General features: G+C 33.1%; 19 protein-coding genes. 8 read left to right on the forward strand and 11 right to left on the reverse strand.

What is annotated here, in order from left to right; translation table 11 throughout:
* Positions 1-4: 4 nt before the first annotated feature.
* Positions 5-769 carry a class I SAM-dependent methyltransferase gene (locus KO504_RS16395; RefSeq protein WP_215928669.1) on the reverse strand — a complete coding sequence of 255 codons (765 nt, stop codon included), beginning with the start codon at positions 767-769 and terminating at the stop codon, positions 5-7.
* Between the two features lie 2 nt (positions 770-771).
* On the reverse strand, positions 772-1,590 hold the full coding sequence (gene map, locus KO504_RS16400) for a type I methionyl aminopeptidase (protein ID WP_215928671.1): 819 nt from the start codon (positions 1,588-1,590) through the stop codon (positions 772-774).
* A 125-nt stretch (positions 1,591-1,715) separates the two neighbouring features.
* On the opposite strand from map, the gene KO504_RS16405 reads away from it, so the two are divergent.
* Positions 1,716-2,984 (forward strand): acetyl-CoA hydrolase/transferase family protein, encoded by a 1,269-nt coding sequence (locus KO504_RS16405; RefSeq protein ID WP_215928673.1) that lies wholly within the window; start codon positions 1,716-1,718, stop codon positions 2,982-2,984.
* 10 nt (positions 2,985-2,994) lie between these two features.
* Here KO504_RS16405 and KO504_RS16410 read toward each other — a convergent pair whose 3' ends face one another.
* Both KO504_RS16410 and gpmI read right to left on the reverse strand, forming a co-directional pair.
* Positions 2,995-3,393 (reverse strand): BT0820 family HAD-type phosphatase, encoded by a 399-nt coding sequence (locus KO504_RS16410; protein WP_215928674.1) that lies wholly within the window; start codon positions 3,391-3,393, stop codon positions 2,995-2,997.
* Positions 3,394-3,436: 43 nt separating this feature from the next.
* Positions 3,437-4,954 (reverse strand): 2,3-bisphosphoglycerate-independent phosphoglycerate mutase, encoded by a 1,518-nt coding sequence (gpmI, locus tag KO504_RS16415; RefSeq protein ID WP_215928675.1) that lies wholly within the window; start codon positions 4,952-4,954, stop codon positions 3,437-3,439.
* A 263-nt stretch (positions 4,955-5,217) separates the two neighbouring features.
* Between gpmI and KO504_RS16420 the strand changes: the two genes are divergently transcribed.
* The gene (locus tag KO504_RS16420; protein WP_215928677.1) at positions 5,218-5,613 is read left to right on the forward strand and encodes an ankyrin repeat domain-containing protein; all 396 of its coding nucleotides are present in this window, start codon (positions 5,218-5,220) and stop codon (positions 5,611-5,613) included.
* Between the two features lie 255 nt (positions 5,614-5,868).
* On the forward strand, positions 5,869-6,294 hold the full coding sequence (locus KO504_RS16425) for a GNAT family N-acetyltransferase (protein WP_215928679.1): 426 nt from the start codon (positions 5,869-5,871) through the stop codon (positions 6,292-6,294).
* A gap of 2 nt (positions 6,295-6,296) precedes the next feature.
* Here KO504_RS16425 and pepE read toward each other — a convergent pair whose 3' ends face one another.
* Positions 6,297-7,004, reverse strand: coding sequence for a dipeptidase PepE (gene pepE / locus KO504_RS16430; protein WP_215928681.1), 708 nt, complete (start codon positions 7,002-7,004; stop codon positions 6,297-6,299).
* A 158-nt stretch (positions 7,005-7,162) separates the two neighbouring features.
* Between pepE and KO504_RS16435 the strand changes: the two genes are divergently transcribed.
* From KO504_RS16435 to KO504_RS16455, 5 genes are all read left to right on the forward strand, one after another.
* A complete protein-coding gene (locus KO504_RS16435; RefSeq protein ID WP_215928683.1) occupies positions 7,163-7,984 on the forward strand; it encodes a carboxypeptidase-like regulatory domain-containing protein in 822 nt (273 codons plus the stop codon).
* On the forward strand, positions 7,971-8,783 hold the full coding sequence (locus KO504_RS16440) for a carboxypeptidase-like regulatory domain-containing protein (RefSeq protein WP_215928685.1): 813 nt from the start codon (positions 7,971-7,973) through the stop codon (positions 8,781-8,783). Before KO504_RS16435 ends, KO504_RS16440 begins: the two co-directional genes overlap by 14 nt.
* A 47-nt stretch (positions 8,784-8,830) precedes the next feature.
* Complete coding sequence (locus KO504_RS16445) at positions 8,831-9,337, forward strand: DUF6702 family protein (protein ID WP_215928686.1); 507 nt, start codon at positions 8,831-8,833, stop codon at positions 9,335-9,337.
* Between the two features lie 158 nt (positions 9,338-9,495).
* Positions 9,496-11,793, forward strand: a complete 2,298-nt coding sequence (locus KO504_RS16450) for a M1 family metallopeptidase (RefSeq protein WP_215928687.1) — start codon at positions 9,496-9,498, stop codon at positions 11,791-11,793.
* 101 nt (positions 11,794-11,894) lie between these two features.
* Complete coding sequence (locus KO504_RS16455; protein WP_215928688.1) at positions 11,895-12,185, forward strand: Sec-independent protein translocase subunit TatA/TatB; 291 nt, start codon at positions 11,895-11,897, stop codon at positions 12,183-12,185.
* Positions 12,186-12,226: 41 nt separating this feature from the next.
* Here KO504_RS16455 and KO504_RS16460 read toward each other — a convergent pair whose 3' ends face one another.
* The 6 genes from KO504_RS16460 to KO504_RS16485 all read right to left on the reverse strand — a co-directional run bounded on the left by KO504_RS16460 (position 12,227) and on the right by KO504_RS16485 (position 17,545).
* Positions 12,227-12,631, reverse strand: a complete 405-nt coding sequence (locus KO504_RS16460) for a hypothetical protein (protein WP_215928689.1) — start codon at positions 12,629-12,631, stop codon at positions 12,227-12,229.
* Complete coding sequence (locus tag KO504_RS16465; RefSeq protein ID WP_215928690.1) at positions 12,628-13,293, reverse strand: O-methyltransferase; 666 nt, start codon at positions 13,291-13,293, stop codon at positions 12,628-12,630. The genes KO504_RS16460 and KO504_RS16465 overlap by 4 nt, the downstream gene beginning before the upstream one ends.
* Positions 13,294-13,334: 41 nt before the next feature.
* On the reverse strand, positions 13,335-14,423 hold the full coding sequence (locus KO504_RS16470) for an amidohydrolase family protein (protein ID WP_215928691.1): 1,089 nt from the start codon (positions 14,421-14,423) through the stop codon (positions 13,335-13,337).
* A gap of 151 nt (positions 14,424-14,574) precedes the next feature.
* Positions 14,575-15,111 carry a 3-hydroxyanthranilate 3,4-dioxygenase gene (locus tag KO504_RS16475; protein ID WP_215928692.1) on the reverse strand — a complete coding sequence of 179 codons (537 nt, stop codon included), beginning with the start codon at positions 15,109-15,111 and terminating at the stop codon, positions 14,575-14,577.
* Between the two features lie 100 nt (positions 15,112-15,211).
* Positions 15,212-15,994 carry an SDR family oxidoreductase gene (locus KO504_RS16480; RefSeq protein ID WP_215928694.1) on the reverse strand — a complete coding sequence of 261 codons (783 nt, stop codon included), beginning with the start codon at positions 15,992-15,994 and terminating at the stop codon, positions 15,212-15,214.
* Positions 15,995-16,105: 111 nt separating this feature from the next.
* A complete protein-coding gene (locus KO504_RS16485) occupies positions 16,106-17,545 on the reverse strand; it encodes an aldehyde dehydrogenase (RefSeq protein ID WP_215928696.1) in 1,440 nt (479 codons plus the stop codon).
* Positions 17,546-17,554: the final 9 nt, after the last annotated feature.

Consider the following 17,554-nt stretch of genomic DNA (forward strand, 5'->3'; position numbering starts at 1 on the left):
GGTTTTATTTATAAACTACAGGAATAATTTCACCCTTAGCCAAACAGTATTTTTCAATATCTTTTTCTGAAAGTTGAGCCGTATAATCTACCTCTTCAACTTTAAAACCTATAGAACGAAGCTTATCGAAATAATCTCTACCATACACACGAACATGGTCATATTGGCCAAAAATCTTGGCACGTTCATCTTTATCTGTAATCGAGTCATCTTCAAAAGTCACCTCACGATTTAAATCTTGTGGAATCTGAAAAATACCATAACCACCAGGTTTCATCACACGAAATAATTCTAGCATGGCTTTAGTATCATCTGGGATGTGTTCTAATACATGATTACATAGAATAACATCATAACTATTATCTTCAAAAGGCAAATCACAAATATCTGCTTTGACATCCGCAATAGGTGATAATAAATCGGTCGTTGTATACGTTAAGTTTTTAAGGCTTCTAAAACGTTTTAAAAAACATTGTTCCGGCGCAAAATGTAGAACGCTTTTTTCTGCAGTAAAGAAATCCGTTTCATCTTTTAAGTATAACCACAACAAACGGTGACGTTCTAAGCTTAATGTGGAAGGCGATAATACATTATTTCTTTGCGTCCCGTAGCCATAAGGTAAAAACGTTTTAAAACTTTTACCGTCAATTGGATCTGTGTATTTATCGCCTTTTAAAAATAGAGCTATTACAGGACGAACCAAATAGCTTAATCTTATGAGTAAAGGTCTTGGAATAAGATTGAGACAAAATTTAAAAAGCGATTTCATTTTTAAAGTACTAATGTCTTCTGTCTAAAAGCATCTTCTTCATTAGAAGTAATTCCTAAAGCTTCATGGACATATCCAAAAGTTGAAAGTATTTCTGGTTTCCCATCTATAATAGCAACATCGTGTTCAAAATGCACACTTGGTTTTCCATCTTGAGTCACAATCGTCCAACCATCACTCAATTGTTTGACTTTATGCGTACCTAAATTTATCATTGGTTCAATGGCAACAACCATACCTTCAATAAACTTTTTACCACGACCACGTTTTCCGTAGTTTGGCATTTCAGGATCTTCATGCATTTTTCTGCCTAAACCATGTCCTACTAATTCTCTAACGACACCATAACCTTCCGCTTCCGTAAATTGTTGAATTGCAAAACCTACATCACCAACGCGATTGCCAATTTTTAATTGTTCGATACCTTTATAAAGTGATTCTTTGGTAATTTGAATGAGTTTTTTAGTCGCTTCAGCAACATCGCCAACTTCAAAAGTATAAGCATGGTCTCCATAAAAACCATTCATAAAAGAGCCACAATCTATAGATACAATATCTCCATCTTTTAGTGGTATATCTGTTGGTAAACCATGAACTACAGCTTCGTTAACACTACATAATAATGTAGAAGGGCAGTCGTAAAGGCCTTTAAAACCAGGCAAAGCACCATGGTCTCTAATAAACTCTTCTGCAATTGCATCTAAGTGGTTGGTGGTAACACCTTCTTTAACTTCTTTAGCCAACATACCTAAAGTTTTAGATACGATGAGCGCACTTTGACGCATTAATTCAATTTCTTCTGCCGTTTTTACTATAATCATGATTCAAAATATTGAGCGGCAAAGATAGGTAATTATAACAATTCTAAAATATTTTTAAAACATGATAAATGACAGTTTCTAAATAAACTTTCTATTATATGTTTGCAATATAAAATTGAACAGCCATGTATAAAACCGTTACCGCAGAAGAAGCTTTAAAAGTTGTAAAATCTAATGATCGTGTATATATTCAAGCAGCCGCAGCAGCTCCTCAGGCACTTGTGAAAGCATTGTCTGCAAGACATGAAGAGTTACGAAATGTAGAAGTATGCCATTTGCATACCGAGGGAGAGGCACCTTATGCAGATCCTAAGTTAAAAGACAGCTTTCACGTTAACTCTTTTTTTATTGGAAAAAATGTAAGACATACTTTAAAAGCAGGTAATGGTTCTTACACTCCTGTTTTTTTAAGTGAACTGCCAAGACTTTTTCAGCAACACATTTTAAATTTAGATGTCGTTTTAATTCAAGTTTCTGTTCCAGATCGTCATGGATATTGCTCATTGGGTGTTTCTGTTGAAGCCTCTTTAGCAGCAATAGATAATGCAAAATGTGTTATTGCACAAGTAAATCCACAAATGCCTAGAACACATGGAGCAGGAATTATTCATATGACTGAAATTGATTATTTTGTTGAGTCAGACGAAGCACTTCCTGTGCATCATATGGCAGAACCTAACGCTATTGAAAGTAAGATTGGAGATTATGTGGCTGGCTTAGTTGAAGATAGAAGTACATTGCAAATGGGTATTGGTTCTATTCCAAACGCCGTATTAACACGTTTAACAAATCATAAAGATTTAGGTTTACATACCGAAATGTTTTCAGATGGTGTTATTGATTTAATCTTAAATGATGTTATAAACGGGAATTATAAAAAGATTAATCGTGGACGTTCATTAGCAACGTTTTTAATAGGCTCTAAACGCTTATATGATTATGTAGATGATAATCCGTTTGTAGAAATGCGTGCATCAAATTATACTAACAATGCAGCATATATTAAACAAAATCCAAAAATGGTTGCTATAAATTCTGCGATAGAAGTAGATGTTACAGGTCAAGTTTGTGCAGATTCCATAGGTGCGAGTATGTATTCTGGTGTTGGAGGACAAATGGATTTTATACGAGGTGCTTCGTTAAGTCAAGGAGGTAAGGCTATTATTGCGCTGCCATCAGTAACTAAAAATGGAATAAGCAGGATTGTACCAGTATTAAAACCAGGAGCAGGAGTGGTAACAACAAGAGCACATGTACATTATGTAGTAACAGAATATGGTATTGCCAATTTATTTGGTAAAACGATTAAAAATAGAGTAAAAGCTTTAGTAGATATTGCTCACCCTGATCATAGAGAAGCAATAGATAGAGCTTATTTTGAGATGATAAAATAAGAAGTAAGCTTTAAAATTTCCACCATTTTTTTGAGGATGCAGGAATTTTTGGTTCTTCGTTGGTAATAAGTTGATACACTTCTCCCCAACCAAGAATACCACCAATGTTTCTATCGTCAATAAATAGGTCTGCGTGAATTTTACGGCTTCTGCTGTAATCGTATTTTTCTTCAGGAAAGCTAGCGTTTACAGCATAGAACTCAATGCCATTTTCTTTGCAGAACTCAACAGCTTCATCAAGTTTAGCACCACATCTGTAAGTCCAAAGAATTAATCGATGCCCATCTTCTTGGAGTCGTTTTAAGGTTTCAAAAGCAAAAATGCGCGTTTTTCCTATTTTAGGATAAGCATCTTCCACTATTGTACCATCAAAATCAACGGCTATAATTAATCTATTTTGAAAATTCATGCTACTTAATCAAATGAAAGGCAAAGTTACAATAATAAGCGTTTTAAACAAGACTTTCTTGTGTCATCGCTGTGGGTTGAGGTAAGCCTATTAGCTTTAAAATAGTGGGTGCCACATCTCCCAAAATACCATCTTTTATGGTTTTTAAATCTTTGTCTATTAAAATGATAGGGACAGGGTTTGTGGTGTGAGCTGTATTTGGTGTGCCGTCAGGATTTATCATTGTCTCGCAATTGCCATGATCTGCAATTAATATAGTGGTGTAATCGTTTTCTAATGCTGTATTTACCACATTTTTAACGCATTCGTCAACCGCTTCACATGCTTTTATGGCTGCTTTCATAACTCCTGTATGACCAACCATATCTCCATTGGCAAAGTTTAAACACACAAAGTCAACATCTCCTTTTTTGAGTTCAGGAATTAACGCATCGGTTAGTTCATAAGCACTCATTTCTGGTTTTAAATCGTAAGTAGCTACTTTAGGTGAGTTTCTTAAAATTCTAGTTTCTCCTTCAAATGGTTGTTCTTGTCCTCCTGAAAAGAAAAATGTAACATGAGGGTATTTTTCAGTTTCAGCAATTCTAATTTGTTTTTTATTGTGCTTTTCTAATACTTCACCTAATGTTTCAGAGAGGTTATCTTTATTAAAAACTACTTTTATGCCTTCAAAACTATCATCATAGTTAGTCATGGTAACATAATATAGATTCAATTTGTGCATGTTATACTCATGAAAATCCTTTTGAGATAAGGCTTCTGTTAATTGACGTCCACGATCTGTTCTAAAATTAAAAAAGATAACGACATCATCGTCTTTAATAGTTGTTACAGGTTGGTTGTTTTTATCTGTTACAATTAAAGGTTTTATAAATTCGTCTGTAATATCGTTTTCATAATTACTTTGAATAGATTTTAAAACATTTTGAGTTTTTGTGCCTTCTCCATTAACTAAGCCATCATAAGCCAGTTTTACACGTTCCCATCGTTTGTCTCTATCCATGGCGTAATAGCGGCCTGTAACGGTTGCTAATTTTCCTGAGGTTTTATGGAGGTGTTCTTCTAATTCTGTAATAAAGCCATAACCCGATTTTGGGTCCACATCTCTACCATCAGTAAAAGCATGAACAAAGACGTTTTCTAGGCCATAATCGTTAGTGGCATCAAGTAGTCCAAATAGGTGATTGATATGAGAATGCACTCCTCCGTCACTTACTAAACCTAATAAATGAACATTTTTATTATTGGTTTTCGCATATTCGAAAGCCGATTTTAAAACAGGTTCTTCACGAAGTGTTTTATTTTTAACCGCTAAATTAATTTTTACTAAGTCCTGATATACAATTCGTCCTGCACCTAAATTCATGTGCCCAACTTCACTATTTCCCATTTGCCCTTCAGGTAAACCAACATGAAGTCCATCAGTTCTTAAACTTGCACTAGGATACTTGGTATAAAGTGAATCTATAAATGGTGTTTGTGCATTGTCTATAGCTGAAACTTTAGGATCGGGTGATTTTCCCCAACCATCTAAAATCATTAAAATAACTTTTTTGTTCATGTGTAACTGTTTTGAGTATCAAAGATAATACATACAGCACTACAACATATCCGTAGTTTAAAAAAAATTAAGATGTTAACCTTATTTTAAGTTTTTATAATGAGTAGGTAAGGGAGTGTTTGTGTTTTGTGATGATGTTAACATATTTATTTCCAAAGCGTTAAAAAAATGTTATAAAATGTTTTTTAGTGTAACAGTTTGGGTAATCTGTCGTCTCTTTAGTATAATCAAAAACAAATCAATTAAATTTAAAATCTTTCATCATGAAAAAATCAGTAGTAGTTTTGGCCTTAGCATTAGGCTTTTCAGTTAGTAATTTAAATGCAACAAACAATGTTTTAGCTTCAGACACAAATGAAGTTATTGTAAAACCCGTTGAAGTTAGTCCGTTATGCAAGGCTGTTGTCACAGGCAATATTGAAGAAGTAAAACGATTATTAAATAATGGAGTTGATGTTAATGCCAAATCTAATGGGATGATGCCAATTCATTATGCGGCAAAATACAATCGAGTAGAAATTATAAAGACGTTAATTACGGCAGGTTCTGAAATTCATAAACCATGTTCTAATGGTTATACAGCTTTAAAACATGCACAAAAAACAAAGGCCGTTGATGCAGAACTATTTTTAAAGCGTTTTAAAAACAAAAATGTCTAGGAGTAGACAATTATTTGAGTTAGTTAGTTGAAAATAGCGTCTTTAAGACGCTATTTTGTATTAATAACAATAGCTGCTAGTTTTATAATTAAGTATTTCTAAAAAGTCAGCCAAAGTTGTTAGCGCTACCAAAGTTTGATGCAAAAATTATTTAAAAATCATAGGTTTTATTTAAATAGATATAATTTTGAGTGTCAGATTAAGGATTAATAACCGTTTAAAAAAGATATACTTTTAGGTATACAATAAGAAGGTATGAAATATGAGTTTAAAATAATTTCAAATAAAAAGATAGACCAAATAATTCCTTTAGTTTATGAGCTTAACAATGCTAAAATAAGTATGGATGTGCTTAAATCTCGATTTAATGAAATAAAACAACAAAATTACCAATGCGCAGGCGTATTTGTTGAAAATGATTTAATTGCTATTACAGGTTTATGGTTTAGTACACGTCATTATATTGGAAAATCTGTAGAGTTGGATCATGTTTATATAAAACCGGAGTACAGAAATAATGGTTTAGGGAAACAATTTATGGGGTGGATTAATAACTATGTTAGAGAACAAGGGTGTAATTCTATGGAGTTAAACACTTATGTTCAAAATTATGCATCGCATAAGTTTTATTACAATGAAGGCTATGAAATTTTAGGCTATCATTTTTTGAAAAAAATCTAAACTTATTTTAAAAAATCTAAGTTTGAATTTGTTTCTATTTCATACGGCGCTTTTCCATATTCAAAAATTCTGGCATTTAAGGGGCCTTTTAAAGTGAGTTTGTTTGCTTCTACAGAAATCCAACTGCCTTCTCGTAAGCCAATAACAGGTTGTGTGTTAAAAGCATGAAATTCTTTAATTCGAGTTTCCCTAGTTTCTCCCATATGAGTACTACCTTCAATAGGGTCTAAATAATGCGGATTAATATTAAAAGGAACTAAGCCTAGAGTTTTAAAACTTGGTGGATACATAATAGGCATATCATTAGTGGTATGCATTGTTAAACCACAAATATTACTTCCGGCACTGGTGCCCAAATAAGGGGTACCTTTTTTAATGGCATTCTGTATCGCTAATAAAATGTTGTTTTTATAAAGTTGCGATACCAAAACAAAGGTATTACCACCTCCAACAAAAATACCTTGAGCATTTTGTATGGCTTCTTGTGTGTTTTCAAATTCATGCAATCCTTTTATGGTTTTACCTATCGCTTTAAAAGCTTTAGAAGCTATTTCGGTATAGTCGTCATGAGAAATGCCTCCTGGTCGTGCATAAGGAATGAATAGGATTTCATTTGCAGATTTGAAATGAATTTTTAGTTCGTCTAATAAATATTCTAAATAACCACTACCATGAATGGTAGATGTGCTAGCAATTATAATTGATTTCAAAATTTAATTCTTTTTGTGTTAAAATATGGATTCTTTACGTGAATGAAAAATTATAATATTAAATTAATAGGTATAAAATCATTTAACAAAAGTTTGACCTCCTTTTTTATGCTATTACAATTATTAAACCGAACTTTATTAATCTTAAATTAAAGGATATGAAAAAAATTGTACTTATAATATTTAGCTTCTTTACTATAACGGTATTTAGTCAAGATGTAAAAAGAATACCTATAAATGGTAAGATCATTGTCGCTTCTGAAGATAAGGAAGGAGTAACAGTTTTTAATTCCTCCTCTAATAAAGGTACTATTACAGATAAAGACGGTTATTTTCAAATTAATGTAGCTTTAAATGACGTTATTCAATTTGGGGCATTGCAGTTTAAGGATTTTACGGTTTCAATTACAGATAAAGTTATTAGCTCTAAACGTTTAACAGTTATCCTTGTAGAAGAGGTTAATAAATTAGATGAAGTGGTAATTCTACCTTTTGATCTTACTGGAAATTTAAATGCCGATTTAGAAAATGTAAGAACATATAATGTAAGCTTAGACGATGTGTATTTTGGTTTAGATAATATTGAAGATTTTGAATTTTCAGCCGATTATAAAACTAAAGCTGATAACCTAGCCTTTAACGAGTATAATCCGCAAATGGTGAATATGGTGAATTTAGTTAATGTCGCAGGTTTTTTAATTAAACAAGTGGTTAATTTTGATACCGTTAAATTTAAATCAGAAAAAGAAAAGCAATTAGTTAAAAAAACGCCTTTTAAACAAGCATTAGATACATATAGTATTAATTATATACATACCAATTTTAATATCCCATTAGATCAAATTGAAGCATTTACAGATTATGTAGAAAAAGAAGGTGTTGACGAAAATTTATTTGAAAAAGATAAGGAGTTACAATTGTTAGAGCATATTTCTCAACTGAGTAAGTCGTTCCTAAAAGATATCAGTGAAAAGGAGTAAAACATTTTTTTTTATTGCTATATTTTTTATCCTAAGCGTTGTAAATGCTCAGCGAAAAGATATAAAAGGACAACTCATAGCAGCAGATGAAGTTGAAGGTCTTCATATACTCAATAAAACAGCTGCAAAATATACCATATCTAATGACGATGGAAGCTTTCTAATACCAGCAAAAGTTTTAGATACATTAATAGTTTCAGGAGTAAAGTATCAAAATCAAGAGATTGTTATTAGCACTTCGATTATGGAATTAGGGCAGTTAAATGTAAGACTTATTGAAAAAATAAACGAACTAAACGAAGTTGTTGTAGGTAAGATTTTAACAGGCAGCTTAGAATCTGATTTAGAAAACTCAGATGCAGAACCTGATATTAATTTCTATGATTTGGGTATTCCAGGGTTTGTAGGTAAGCCACTCACGCAAAATGAACGAAAATTGTTTGATGCAGATGGAGGTGACATGGTTGGATTAGTAGGTGGTATTTATGGAGGTGGTCCAAGTGTAAATCTCAATAAATTATTAAACACCATTAGTGGCAGAACTAAAAAACTAAAAGCTATTGTAGAATTAGATACCAGAGATGCTTGTTTACAGCGTTTAAAAAGTAGTTATGAATCTTTTCTTTTTAAAAACGATAGTTTAGCCAAAAATTTAAGAGTAGAGTATTTTCAGTTTTGTCAAGAAGACGATGAGTTTTTATTATTATGCAATAAAAACGATGATTTAAAACTGCTTGATTTTTTACAAGAAAAACTAAAAGCTTACAAGAATAATAGAGAATCCGTTACTAAAGATTAACTTTGGAATACGTTTTGGATTCATCAAAAAAAAGTATTCATATAAACATGAAATTAATCCCTTTTATACGCGCTTTAATACTATTCTCATTATTTATTTCTAGTAGTAAAAATCACGACTATTACGTTAGTGTTACAGAAATTAAATATGTTAAAGAGCAAAAATCGCTTCAAATTATAAGTCAGATTTTTATTGATGATTTTGAAACATTGCTACGAAAACGATACGATGAAAACATTGTCTTAGCACCAGATAACGATATTAAAAATATCGAAAAATACATGCAACGGTATATTGAGGATAAATTAAAAATTAAGATTAATGGTAATGCTGTAAACTTCAATTTTATAGGAAAAGAATATAAAGAAGATATTACATATTGTTATCTCGAAATAGAAAATATTTCAGATATAAAATCAATAGAAGTTACTAATTCTCTTTTGTTTGATGTATTACCAGATCAACAAAATATTGTTAGGCTTAAACTTTTTAATGAAAATAAAAGCTTTCTCTTGCTTCCAGATAATGATAAATGCGTGTTAAACTTTAATTAAAAATCTGTTAAAATCATCTTAAAATAGGTATTTTGGGCATTACTAATTAACAACATTAACAATTTAATATGAAACGAGCATGCTAGTAAGTTTTGTCATTTATTAGAATGATTATAAACGAACGGTATGTGACATAAAAACAACAACAAAAAAAACATATGAAAATTTTCAAGTATTTCTTATGCGCAATGTTTTTTACATCTTTTAGTATCCATGCTCAAGATGAAATTAAATCAGAGCGTCAACAAGGTCACACCAATCAAAATAAATTCAAACAATTGTATGATGAATTTGCTACGCCCAATATGTTTAGGACAGGTTCTGGTGCTCCAGGTCCAGCATATTACCAGCAACAAGCAGATTATAAAATGGACATTGAAATAGATGATGTAAATGCTAAATTGTATGGTGACGAGATTATTACATACACTAATAATTCGCCAGATGAGTTATCATACCTTTGGGTGCAATTGGACCAAAATATGCGTGCAAAAGATTCTAAAACTCCACTAATTAATAGTTCTGGAATTGGCCCAGCAACTACATCGTCTAGGGCTGTTAAATCGTATTTAAAAGATAGTTTTGATGGAGGTTTCAATATAGAACATGTAAAAGATACTAAAGGCAAAGACTTACCATACATGATTAATCGTACAATGATGCGTGTAGAACTTCCAAAAGCACTGAAAACGGGAGAGCAATTTTCATTTAATATAAAATGGTGGTACAATATTAACGATCATGTTAAAGATGGTGGACGTTCTGGTTACGAGTATTTCGAAGAAAACGACAACCGTATTTATGTTATGGCTCAGTTTTATCCACGTATGGCAGTTTATAATGATGTAGAAGGATGGCAAAATTCGCAATTTTGGGGACGTGATGAGTTTGCATTACCATTTGGAAATTTTGATGTAAACATTACGGTGCCAGCAGATCATATTTTAGACGGTACAGGGTATTTAGTAAATAGAGAAGAGGTATTTACTAAAGCTATGATGAAGCGTTATAATAAAGCAAAAAAATCTTACGACAAACCTGTAATGATTGTAACACAAGCTGAAGCTGAAGTCACAGAAAAATCTAAAAGTAAAGATAAAAAAACGTGGAAACTATCTGCTCAGATGGTTCGTGATTTTGGTTTTGCAACATCAAGAAAATTTTTATGGGATATGATGGCTGTTAAATTAGAGACTAAAGATGTTATGGCTGTATCTCTATATTCTAAAGAAGGTAATCCTTTGTGGGAACAATGGTCTACAAAATCTGTAGCAAGTACGTTAAAAACATACTCTCGTATGACTTTTGATTATCCATACCATAAAGCTATTTCTGTACATGCACCAATGGGAATGGAATATCCAATGATATGTTACAACTTTGGTCGTCCAGATAAAGATGGTAATTATTCTGATAGAACCAAATACGGAATGATTAGCGTTATTATACATGAAGTAGGACATAACTTTTTCCCAATGATTGTAAACAGTGATGAGCGTCAATGGACATGGATGGATGAAGGTTTAAATACATTTAGTCAGTATGTAGCAGAACAAGATTTTGCAGAATGGTATCCTGATGCATTATCTCCAAACGATAAAACCTACCCTTCTAGACGTGGACCTGCTAAAAATATCGTAAGATATATGGGAGGTAACCAAGATTATATTGCACCAATTATGACTAAAGGTTTAAATACCTATCAATTTGGAAATAACGCTTATGGAAAACCAGCGACAGCATTAAATATATTACGTGAAACTGTTATGGGACGTGAATTATTTGATTATTCTTTTAAAGAATATGCAAACCGTTGGAAATTTAAGCACCCAACTCCAGAAGATTTTTTCCGTACCATGGAAGATGCTTCGGCAGTAGACTTAGATTGGTTTTGGAGAGGTTGGTTTTATACAACAGATTACACAGACATAGGAATTAAAGAGGTTAAGAAGTTCGCCGTTACTAATAATCCAAATGAGAATGGTAAAAAGCTAGCAGAACGTTATAATATGAATCCAAACAGTTTAGTATATTTTATAGAAGAAGGTGCTGAAGGTTATGATGATGCAATGAAAGCTAAAACATCTATCGAAGATTTACCTACGGTAAAAGAGTATATCATGGATAATTTTACACCTGAAGAGCAAAAGGCATTAAAAAAGGCACCTAAATATTTCTACCAAGTTACTTTTGATAAGCCAGGCGGATTGGTAATGCCACTTATTGTAGAGTACACTTATGGTGATGGTACTAAAGAAAGAATAACCTATCCTGCACAAGTATGGAGACTCAATGATAAAGAAGTGAGTAAAGCCATTGCTAGTGAAAAGGAAATAGTTTCTATAGTTGTAGATCCCGACTTAGAAACAGCAGATGTAGATACCTCTAATAATTCTTGGCCAAAAGAAGTTAAGGCAAGTGATTTTGATAAATTTAAGAATAAATCAAAGGATTAAATCCAATATTTTAAAAACGGAAAGCCGACTTTTTATTAAGTCGGCTTTTTTATTTTCAATTTGAAGTATAATATTTGATAAACTCAGTTTATATTTGCAGTGTGATACAACAATTAACATTATTATTCATAGGAGGTACCGAAATAGTCTTTGTACTATTTATTGTGGTATTAGTATTTGGTGCAGATAAATTACCAGAAATTGCTAGAGGCCTAGGTAAAGGTATGCGCCAACTTAAAGATGCTACTAATGATATTAAGCAAGAGGTAGCTAAAAGCGCTAAAGAGAATAATATCATTGATTCTGATACTACAAAAGAGATTCAAGAAGAAATAAACAAAGTAAAAGATGATCTGAAAGACTTCACTGGATCATTAAAACGCGATCGTTAATTTTTGAGACCATCGTTTACTTTGTAATTATTTAAATGCCATTAAAAAAGTTTATAACCTAAAATAACACTTAAGGCACTATGATCTGCAGTTGTGTGTAATTTCTTAGAAATAATTTCTCTAGGAAAAGCAAATCGTCCTTCAATACTATATTTATCATTAGAGATAAAACCTATACCTAGAGCTAAAGAAGCCCTTGAATTTATATCAAAATTTGGGTGATCCTCATAGGTAATAGTGCCTGAAAATGGGATGTCAACTAATGCAGATAGGTTAAAAAATAAAGCTGAGTTATCGTTAATAAAGCTATAATACCTTATTCCATAAGGAATTTCTAAAGAAGAGTAATCTATACTTACTTTATCTTCTCGTAATATTGAAGATGTCGTATTTAATTGAATAGTTTTTGAGCTGCTAAAACTTCTGTACGAAGGTTCTACAATCAAAGACCATTAGTGTCATCTAATTTTTTTCTTCTACTAATAGTTAAACCATCTCTAATGGGAAGTAAAACTGTTTCTATGCGATTATCATTTTTAAGAAGGGTATTATAATCTAAAACAGCTTTAGTGGACTTATCTTTTTCATTTAACGGTTCTACAACTTTTCCATGCCATAATACATTGTCTGAAAGAATAATACCTCCTGGATTCAATTTGTCTATAATTAAATGGAAATAATTTGAATAGTTTGGCTTATCAGCATCAATAAAAATAAGGTCAAACGTTTGATCTAAACTTGGAATAATGTCCAAAGCATTTCCAGTGTGTTGAATAATTTGTTTTCCAAAATCAGATTGGTCAAAATATTTTCGCTGAAAATCAACTAATTCTTCGTTAACATCTATAGTGTGAAGCTCCCCATTTTTATCCAAACCTTCAGCTAAGCACAATGTAGAATACCCCGTAAATGTACCTAATTCTAAAATAGATTTAGGCCCAATGAGCTTAGAGATCATACTTAGTACTCTGCCTTGGTAAGGTCCGCTAAGCATAATGGGTTGTAATACTTTTTGATACGTTTCTCTAGTCAGTTGTTGTAGTAGTTTAGGTTCTTGTTCAGAATGATCAACTACATATTTGTCTAAGTTTTCAGGCAAGAAATGCATACATGATAATTTTAATTATAGGAATAAGGTCTAGGAAACTGCTAGGATAAAATTCTATTAACTAATTTCTGTTTTGCGGCTTCATCATCTCCACATAACCACTGAATCACATTGTCTTCCCAAATGGCATCACCTTCGGTCTCTGTAATTATCTCGCGCTCTATAGCTAAATCTATGATTTTTCCAGGGTAAGAAGACTGCTTTTCGCTTTCCATTTCTCCAAGTGGATAAGGATCATCTAATCCCATTAAGACTTGTTTAGAGCCTTGATTTCTAATTAATAGTTCTAGGCCACCTGTGTCGTGTACCAGTGTATCAAAGAATATGTTTTTATGACCAACGGCTTTTCTAGGATGGCTTTTGCCTTCAAATAAATCTGGACGACCATCAAAACCTTGAATTCGTCTTCCTAAGTTAATTTGTGCCAATTGTCCTCCATGTGCAAAGCAAGTTCGCATATTAGGATATTTGTCTTGGTACCCATTTAAAGTTAAGAAATGATACGCATCAGCACATTGTGCTAACATCCAAATTAAGTGAAATCTCCAAGACGTATTTTCAAGTTTTATGAATTTTTCACCATCGTAAGGATGAATTTCTACGGCAAGATTATATTTGTTTGCTAACTCAAAAATAGGCTCGTTCTCCTCATCAAAAATACAGCGCCAGGTTCCAATCGTATCCATGTAATGAGTTGGTAAACATAGAAGTTGAAGTCCTAAAACCTCTACACAACGCTCAATTTCCCAGCAAGCTCCTCTAACAAATCCTGGGTGAACAACAAATCCACAGGTAAATTTACTTGGATGATTGTGTTGAATTTTGGCATTAAAATCATTCTGAAAACGTAAGGCTTGTTTCATCTCCTCAACACGAAGCCCATTTCCATAAAGTTGCGATAGGTTTAAAACAACAGCATGGTCAATATTAAAACGTTCCATCCATGCTAATTTTTCATTTAGGAAAAAACTAGAATCCGTAATTGGACGGTTCCAATCTTTTTGAAGCATGAATTTTCGGTCTTTATCTACCCAAAAAATACCTTTGTCTTGCATAAACTGAGGTATTTCCTCTGGATAAGGAAGTAAATGTGAGTGGCCGTTTATTCTAAGTTTACGTTTGTTTGTCATATGTCATGCTGAGCGCAGTTGAAGCATCTCGTTTTGTTATTCCTGCGAAAGCAGGAATCTTATTAATTGGAATTCAACTTATTATTGAACCCTTTAGTTAGTTCTGTTTTATGAATTTAGAGTTTTTCCTTTTCGGAAAATCAACCGACCTTTAATTATCGATTTTCACCTTTTCTGGTGGTTCCATAATCTCACCGCAATTCGGACATTTACGTTTGTCCTTGTCTCCATAATAGTTATCAAAAATCTTAGGCATATCGGTTTCAATATTTTCAACAGTGAAATCTTCTTCATATAGTTTTGTGGTACAATTTTCACAGAACCAAAGTAATGCGTCTTGAACACCTTTGTCTCTTGGATATTCAATAACCAACCCAACCGTATGAGCTCCACGTTGCGGAGAATGTGGAACTTTTGGTGGTAAAAGAAATATTTCACCTTCTCTAATATGAATGTCTTTAGGTTCACCATCTTCAATGATTTTTAAAACCATATCTCCTTCAATTTGATGAAAAAATTCTGGCGTCTCATTATAGTGGTAGTCTTTTCTACTGTTAGGTCCACCAACAACCATCACAATAAAATCACCATCTTTCCATACCACTTTGTTACCAACAGGTGGTTTTAATAAATGACGGTTTTCATCTATCCATGCTTTGAAATTAATGGGAGGATATATTTTACTCATGGCTATGTTGTTTTTTGTCATTCCTGCGTAGGCAGGAATCTATGTTATTATTGCTTTTATTTTTGGATTCCTGCGTTCGCAGGAATGACAAGTCATAAAGTTACAAAGATTTTGTTCTTCCGCCATCAACTGGAAGATTAATTCCGTTAATATAAGCAGCGCGTTCACTTGCTAAAAAGGTAATAGCATCAGCCAATTCTTCGGGTTTTGCAAAACGTTTGGCTGGTACAGCACTTTTCATAGCATTGGCCGCTTCTTCTTCTGTATTTCCTGTTTTAGCAGATTTGTTTTTTATGATTTCAGCTAAACGTTCTGTTCCTGTAGCGCCAGGTAAAACGTTATTCACTGTAATACCAAATTGCCCTAATTCATTGGCTAAGGTTTTACTCCAGTTAGCCACTGCACCACGAATGGTGTTACTAACACCTAAACCATCTAAAGGTTGTTTTACAGAGGTTGAAATCACATTGATGATACGACCATAACCTTCACTTTTCATAAACGGAACAACCGTTTGAACTAATACATGATTACATTTTAAATGTTGCGTAAAAGCGGATTCAAATTCGTCTACCTCTGCTGAAAAAACAGGACCTCCTTTTGGACCTCCAGTATTATTGACTAAAACATGAAACCCATGATGTTTAGAAACATAGTCTGAAACTTTGGCTTTCAATTCCGTAGGATTCGAAAAATCAGCGACAATATAATCGTGAGGTCTTTGTTGCGGTAATTCGGCTAATGTAGCTTTTAATTTGTTTTCGTTTCTAGCAATTAGGGTTACTTGAACACCTTCTGCCGCTAAAGCTAGTGCTGTTGCTTTTCCTATTCCTGCTGTGCTTCCGCAAACTAATGCGTATTTGTTGTTTAATTGTAAATCCATAACATTTCCTGCGAAGGCAGGAATCTTTTTATTGTAATACTAAAATATAATCAGTACTATCTATAATTAATAATTTCGTTTCAATTTATGAGATTCTCACTTTCGTGGGAACTAGTATTTTATACAAACATTCTTGGCTTCCGTAAAAAATCGTAAGGCTTCAAATCCACCCTCACGTCCAACGCCAGAAGCTTTTACTCCTCCAAAAGGAGTTCTTAAATCGCGCATCATCCAGGTATTTACCCAAACAATTCCTGCTTGCAGTTGGTGACTTAATTTCATGGTGCGTTTTAAATCGTTAGTCCATAGTGTCGCTGAAAGTCCGTATTTCACTTTGTTGGCCATTTCTAAAACTTCGTCTTCAGTATTGAATGGCATAATGGTGACGACAGGTCCAAAAATTTCTTCTTGGTTCACTCTGCAGTCGTCATTAGGAACTTCGATAACCGTTGGTTCTAAATAATAACCGTTTTCATAACCTTTAACGGTAATTTCATTCCCGCCACACAATACGTTTCCATTTTCATTTTTAGCGATTTTAATATAGTCTTTTACTTTCTCTAAATGAGGCTTAGATACTAAAGCACCAATATTAGTGTCTTCGTTTGATGGATGCCCAACTTTTAACGCTTTTACTTTAGCTACAAAATCAGTTTTAAATTTTTCATAAATAGAGGCTTCTACAAAAATGCGACTGCCACATAAACAGATTTGCCCTTGATTAGCAAACGATGAGCGAACCGTTGTATTCAGCATGTCTTCATAATCACAATCTGCAAAAATGATATTTGGATTTTTTCCTCCTAATTCTAAAGATAATTTTTTAAATAGTGGTGCGGCAATGCTCGCAATATGTGCTCCTGTTGCTGTACCTCCTGTAAAACTAATGGCTTTAATATCTTGATGTTCAATTATGGCTTGTCCTGTTGAACCTCCAAGTCCATGCACAATATTTAATACACCTTTTGGCAAACCTGCTTCATTACAAATTTCGCCTAATAAATAAGCGGTCATTGGCGTGACTTCACTTGGTTTGGCAACCACACAATTTCCGGCAGCAAGCGCTGGTGCAATTTTCCAAGTAAACAAGTAGAGTGGAAGGTTCCAAGGTGAAATACAGCCCACAACACCAATGGGTTGACGTAAGGTGTAATTTATGGCTTGTTGTCCTACGGATTCATGACTTTCACTTGCAAATTGTGTAATCGCATTTCCAAAGAATCTAAAGTTACTTGCTGCTCTTGGGATATCAACCGCTTTTGCTAAACTTATTGGTTTCCCGTTATCTTTACTTTCTGCTTCTGCAAAACGGTCTAAGTTGGCTTCTAGTAATTCTGAAATTTTAATTAAGATTCTGCTACGTTCTTCTAGAGTGGTTTGCGACCAACTTGGAAATGCAGATTTTGCTGCATTGTATGCGCTTTCTACATCCTCTTTTGATGAGTTTGGTATTTGTCCGTAAACTTGCCCATTAGAAGGATTGTAGTTGTCTATCCAGTTATTGTTGATTGGATTGTGAAAGTTACCGTTTATGTAGTTTTTGATGTTCATGTGGTTTCA

The sequence above is a fragment of the Winogradskyella psychrotolerans genome (assembly GCF_018860565.1).
Classification (GTDB): Bacteria; Bacteroidota; Bacteroidia; order Flavobacteriales; family Flavobacteriaceae; genus Winogradskyella; species Winogradskyella damuponensis.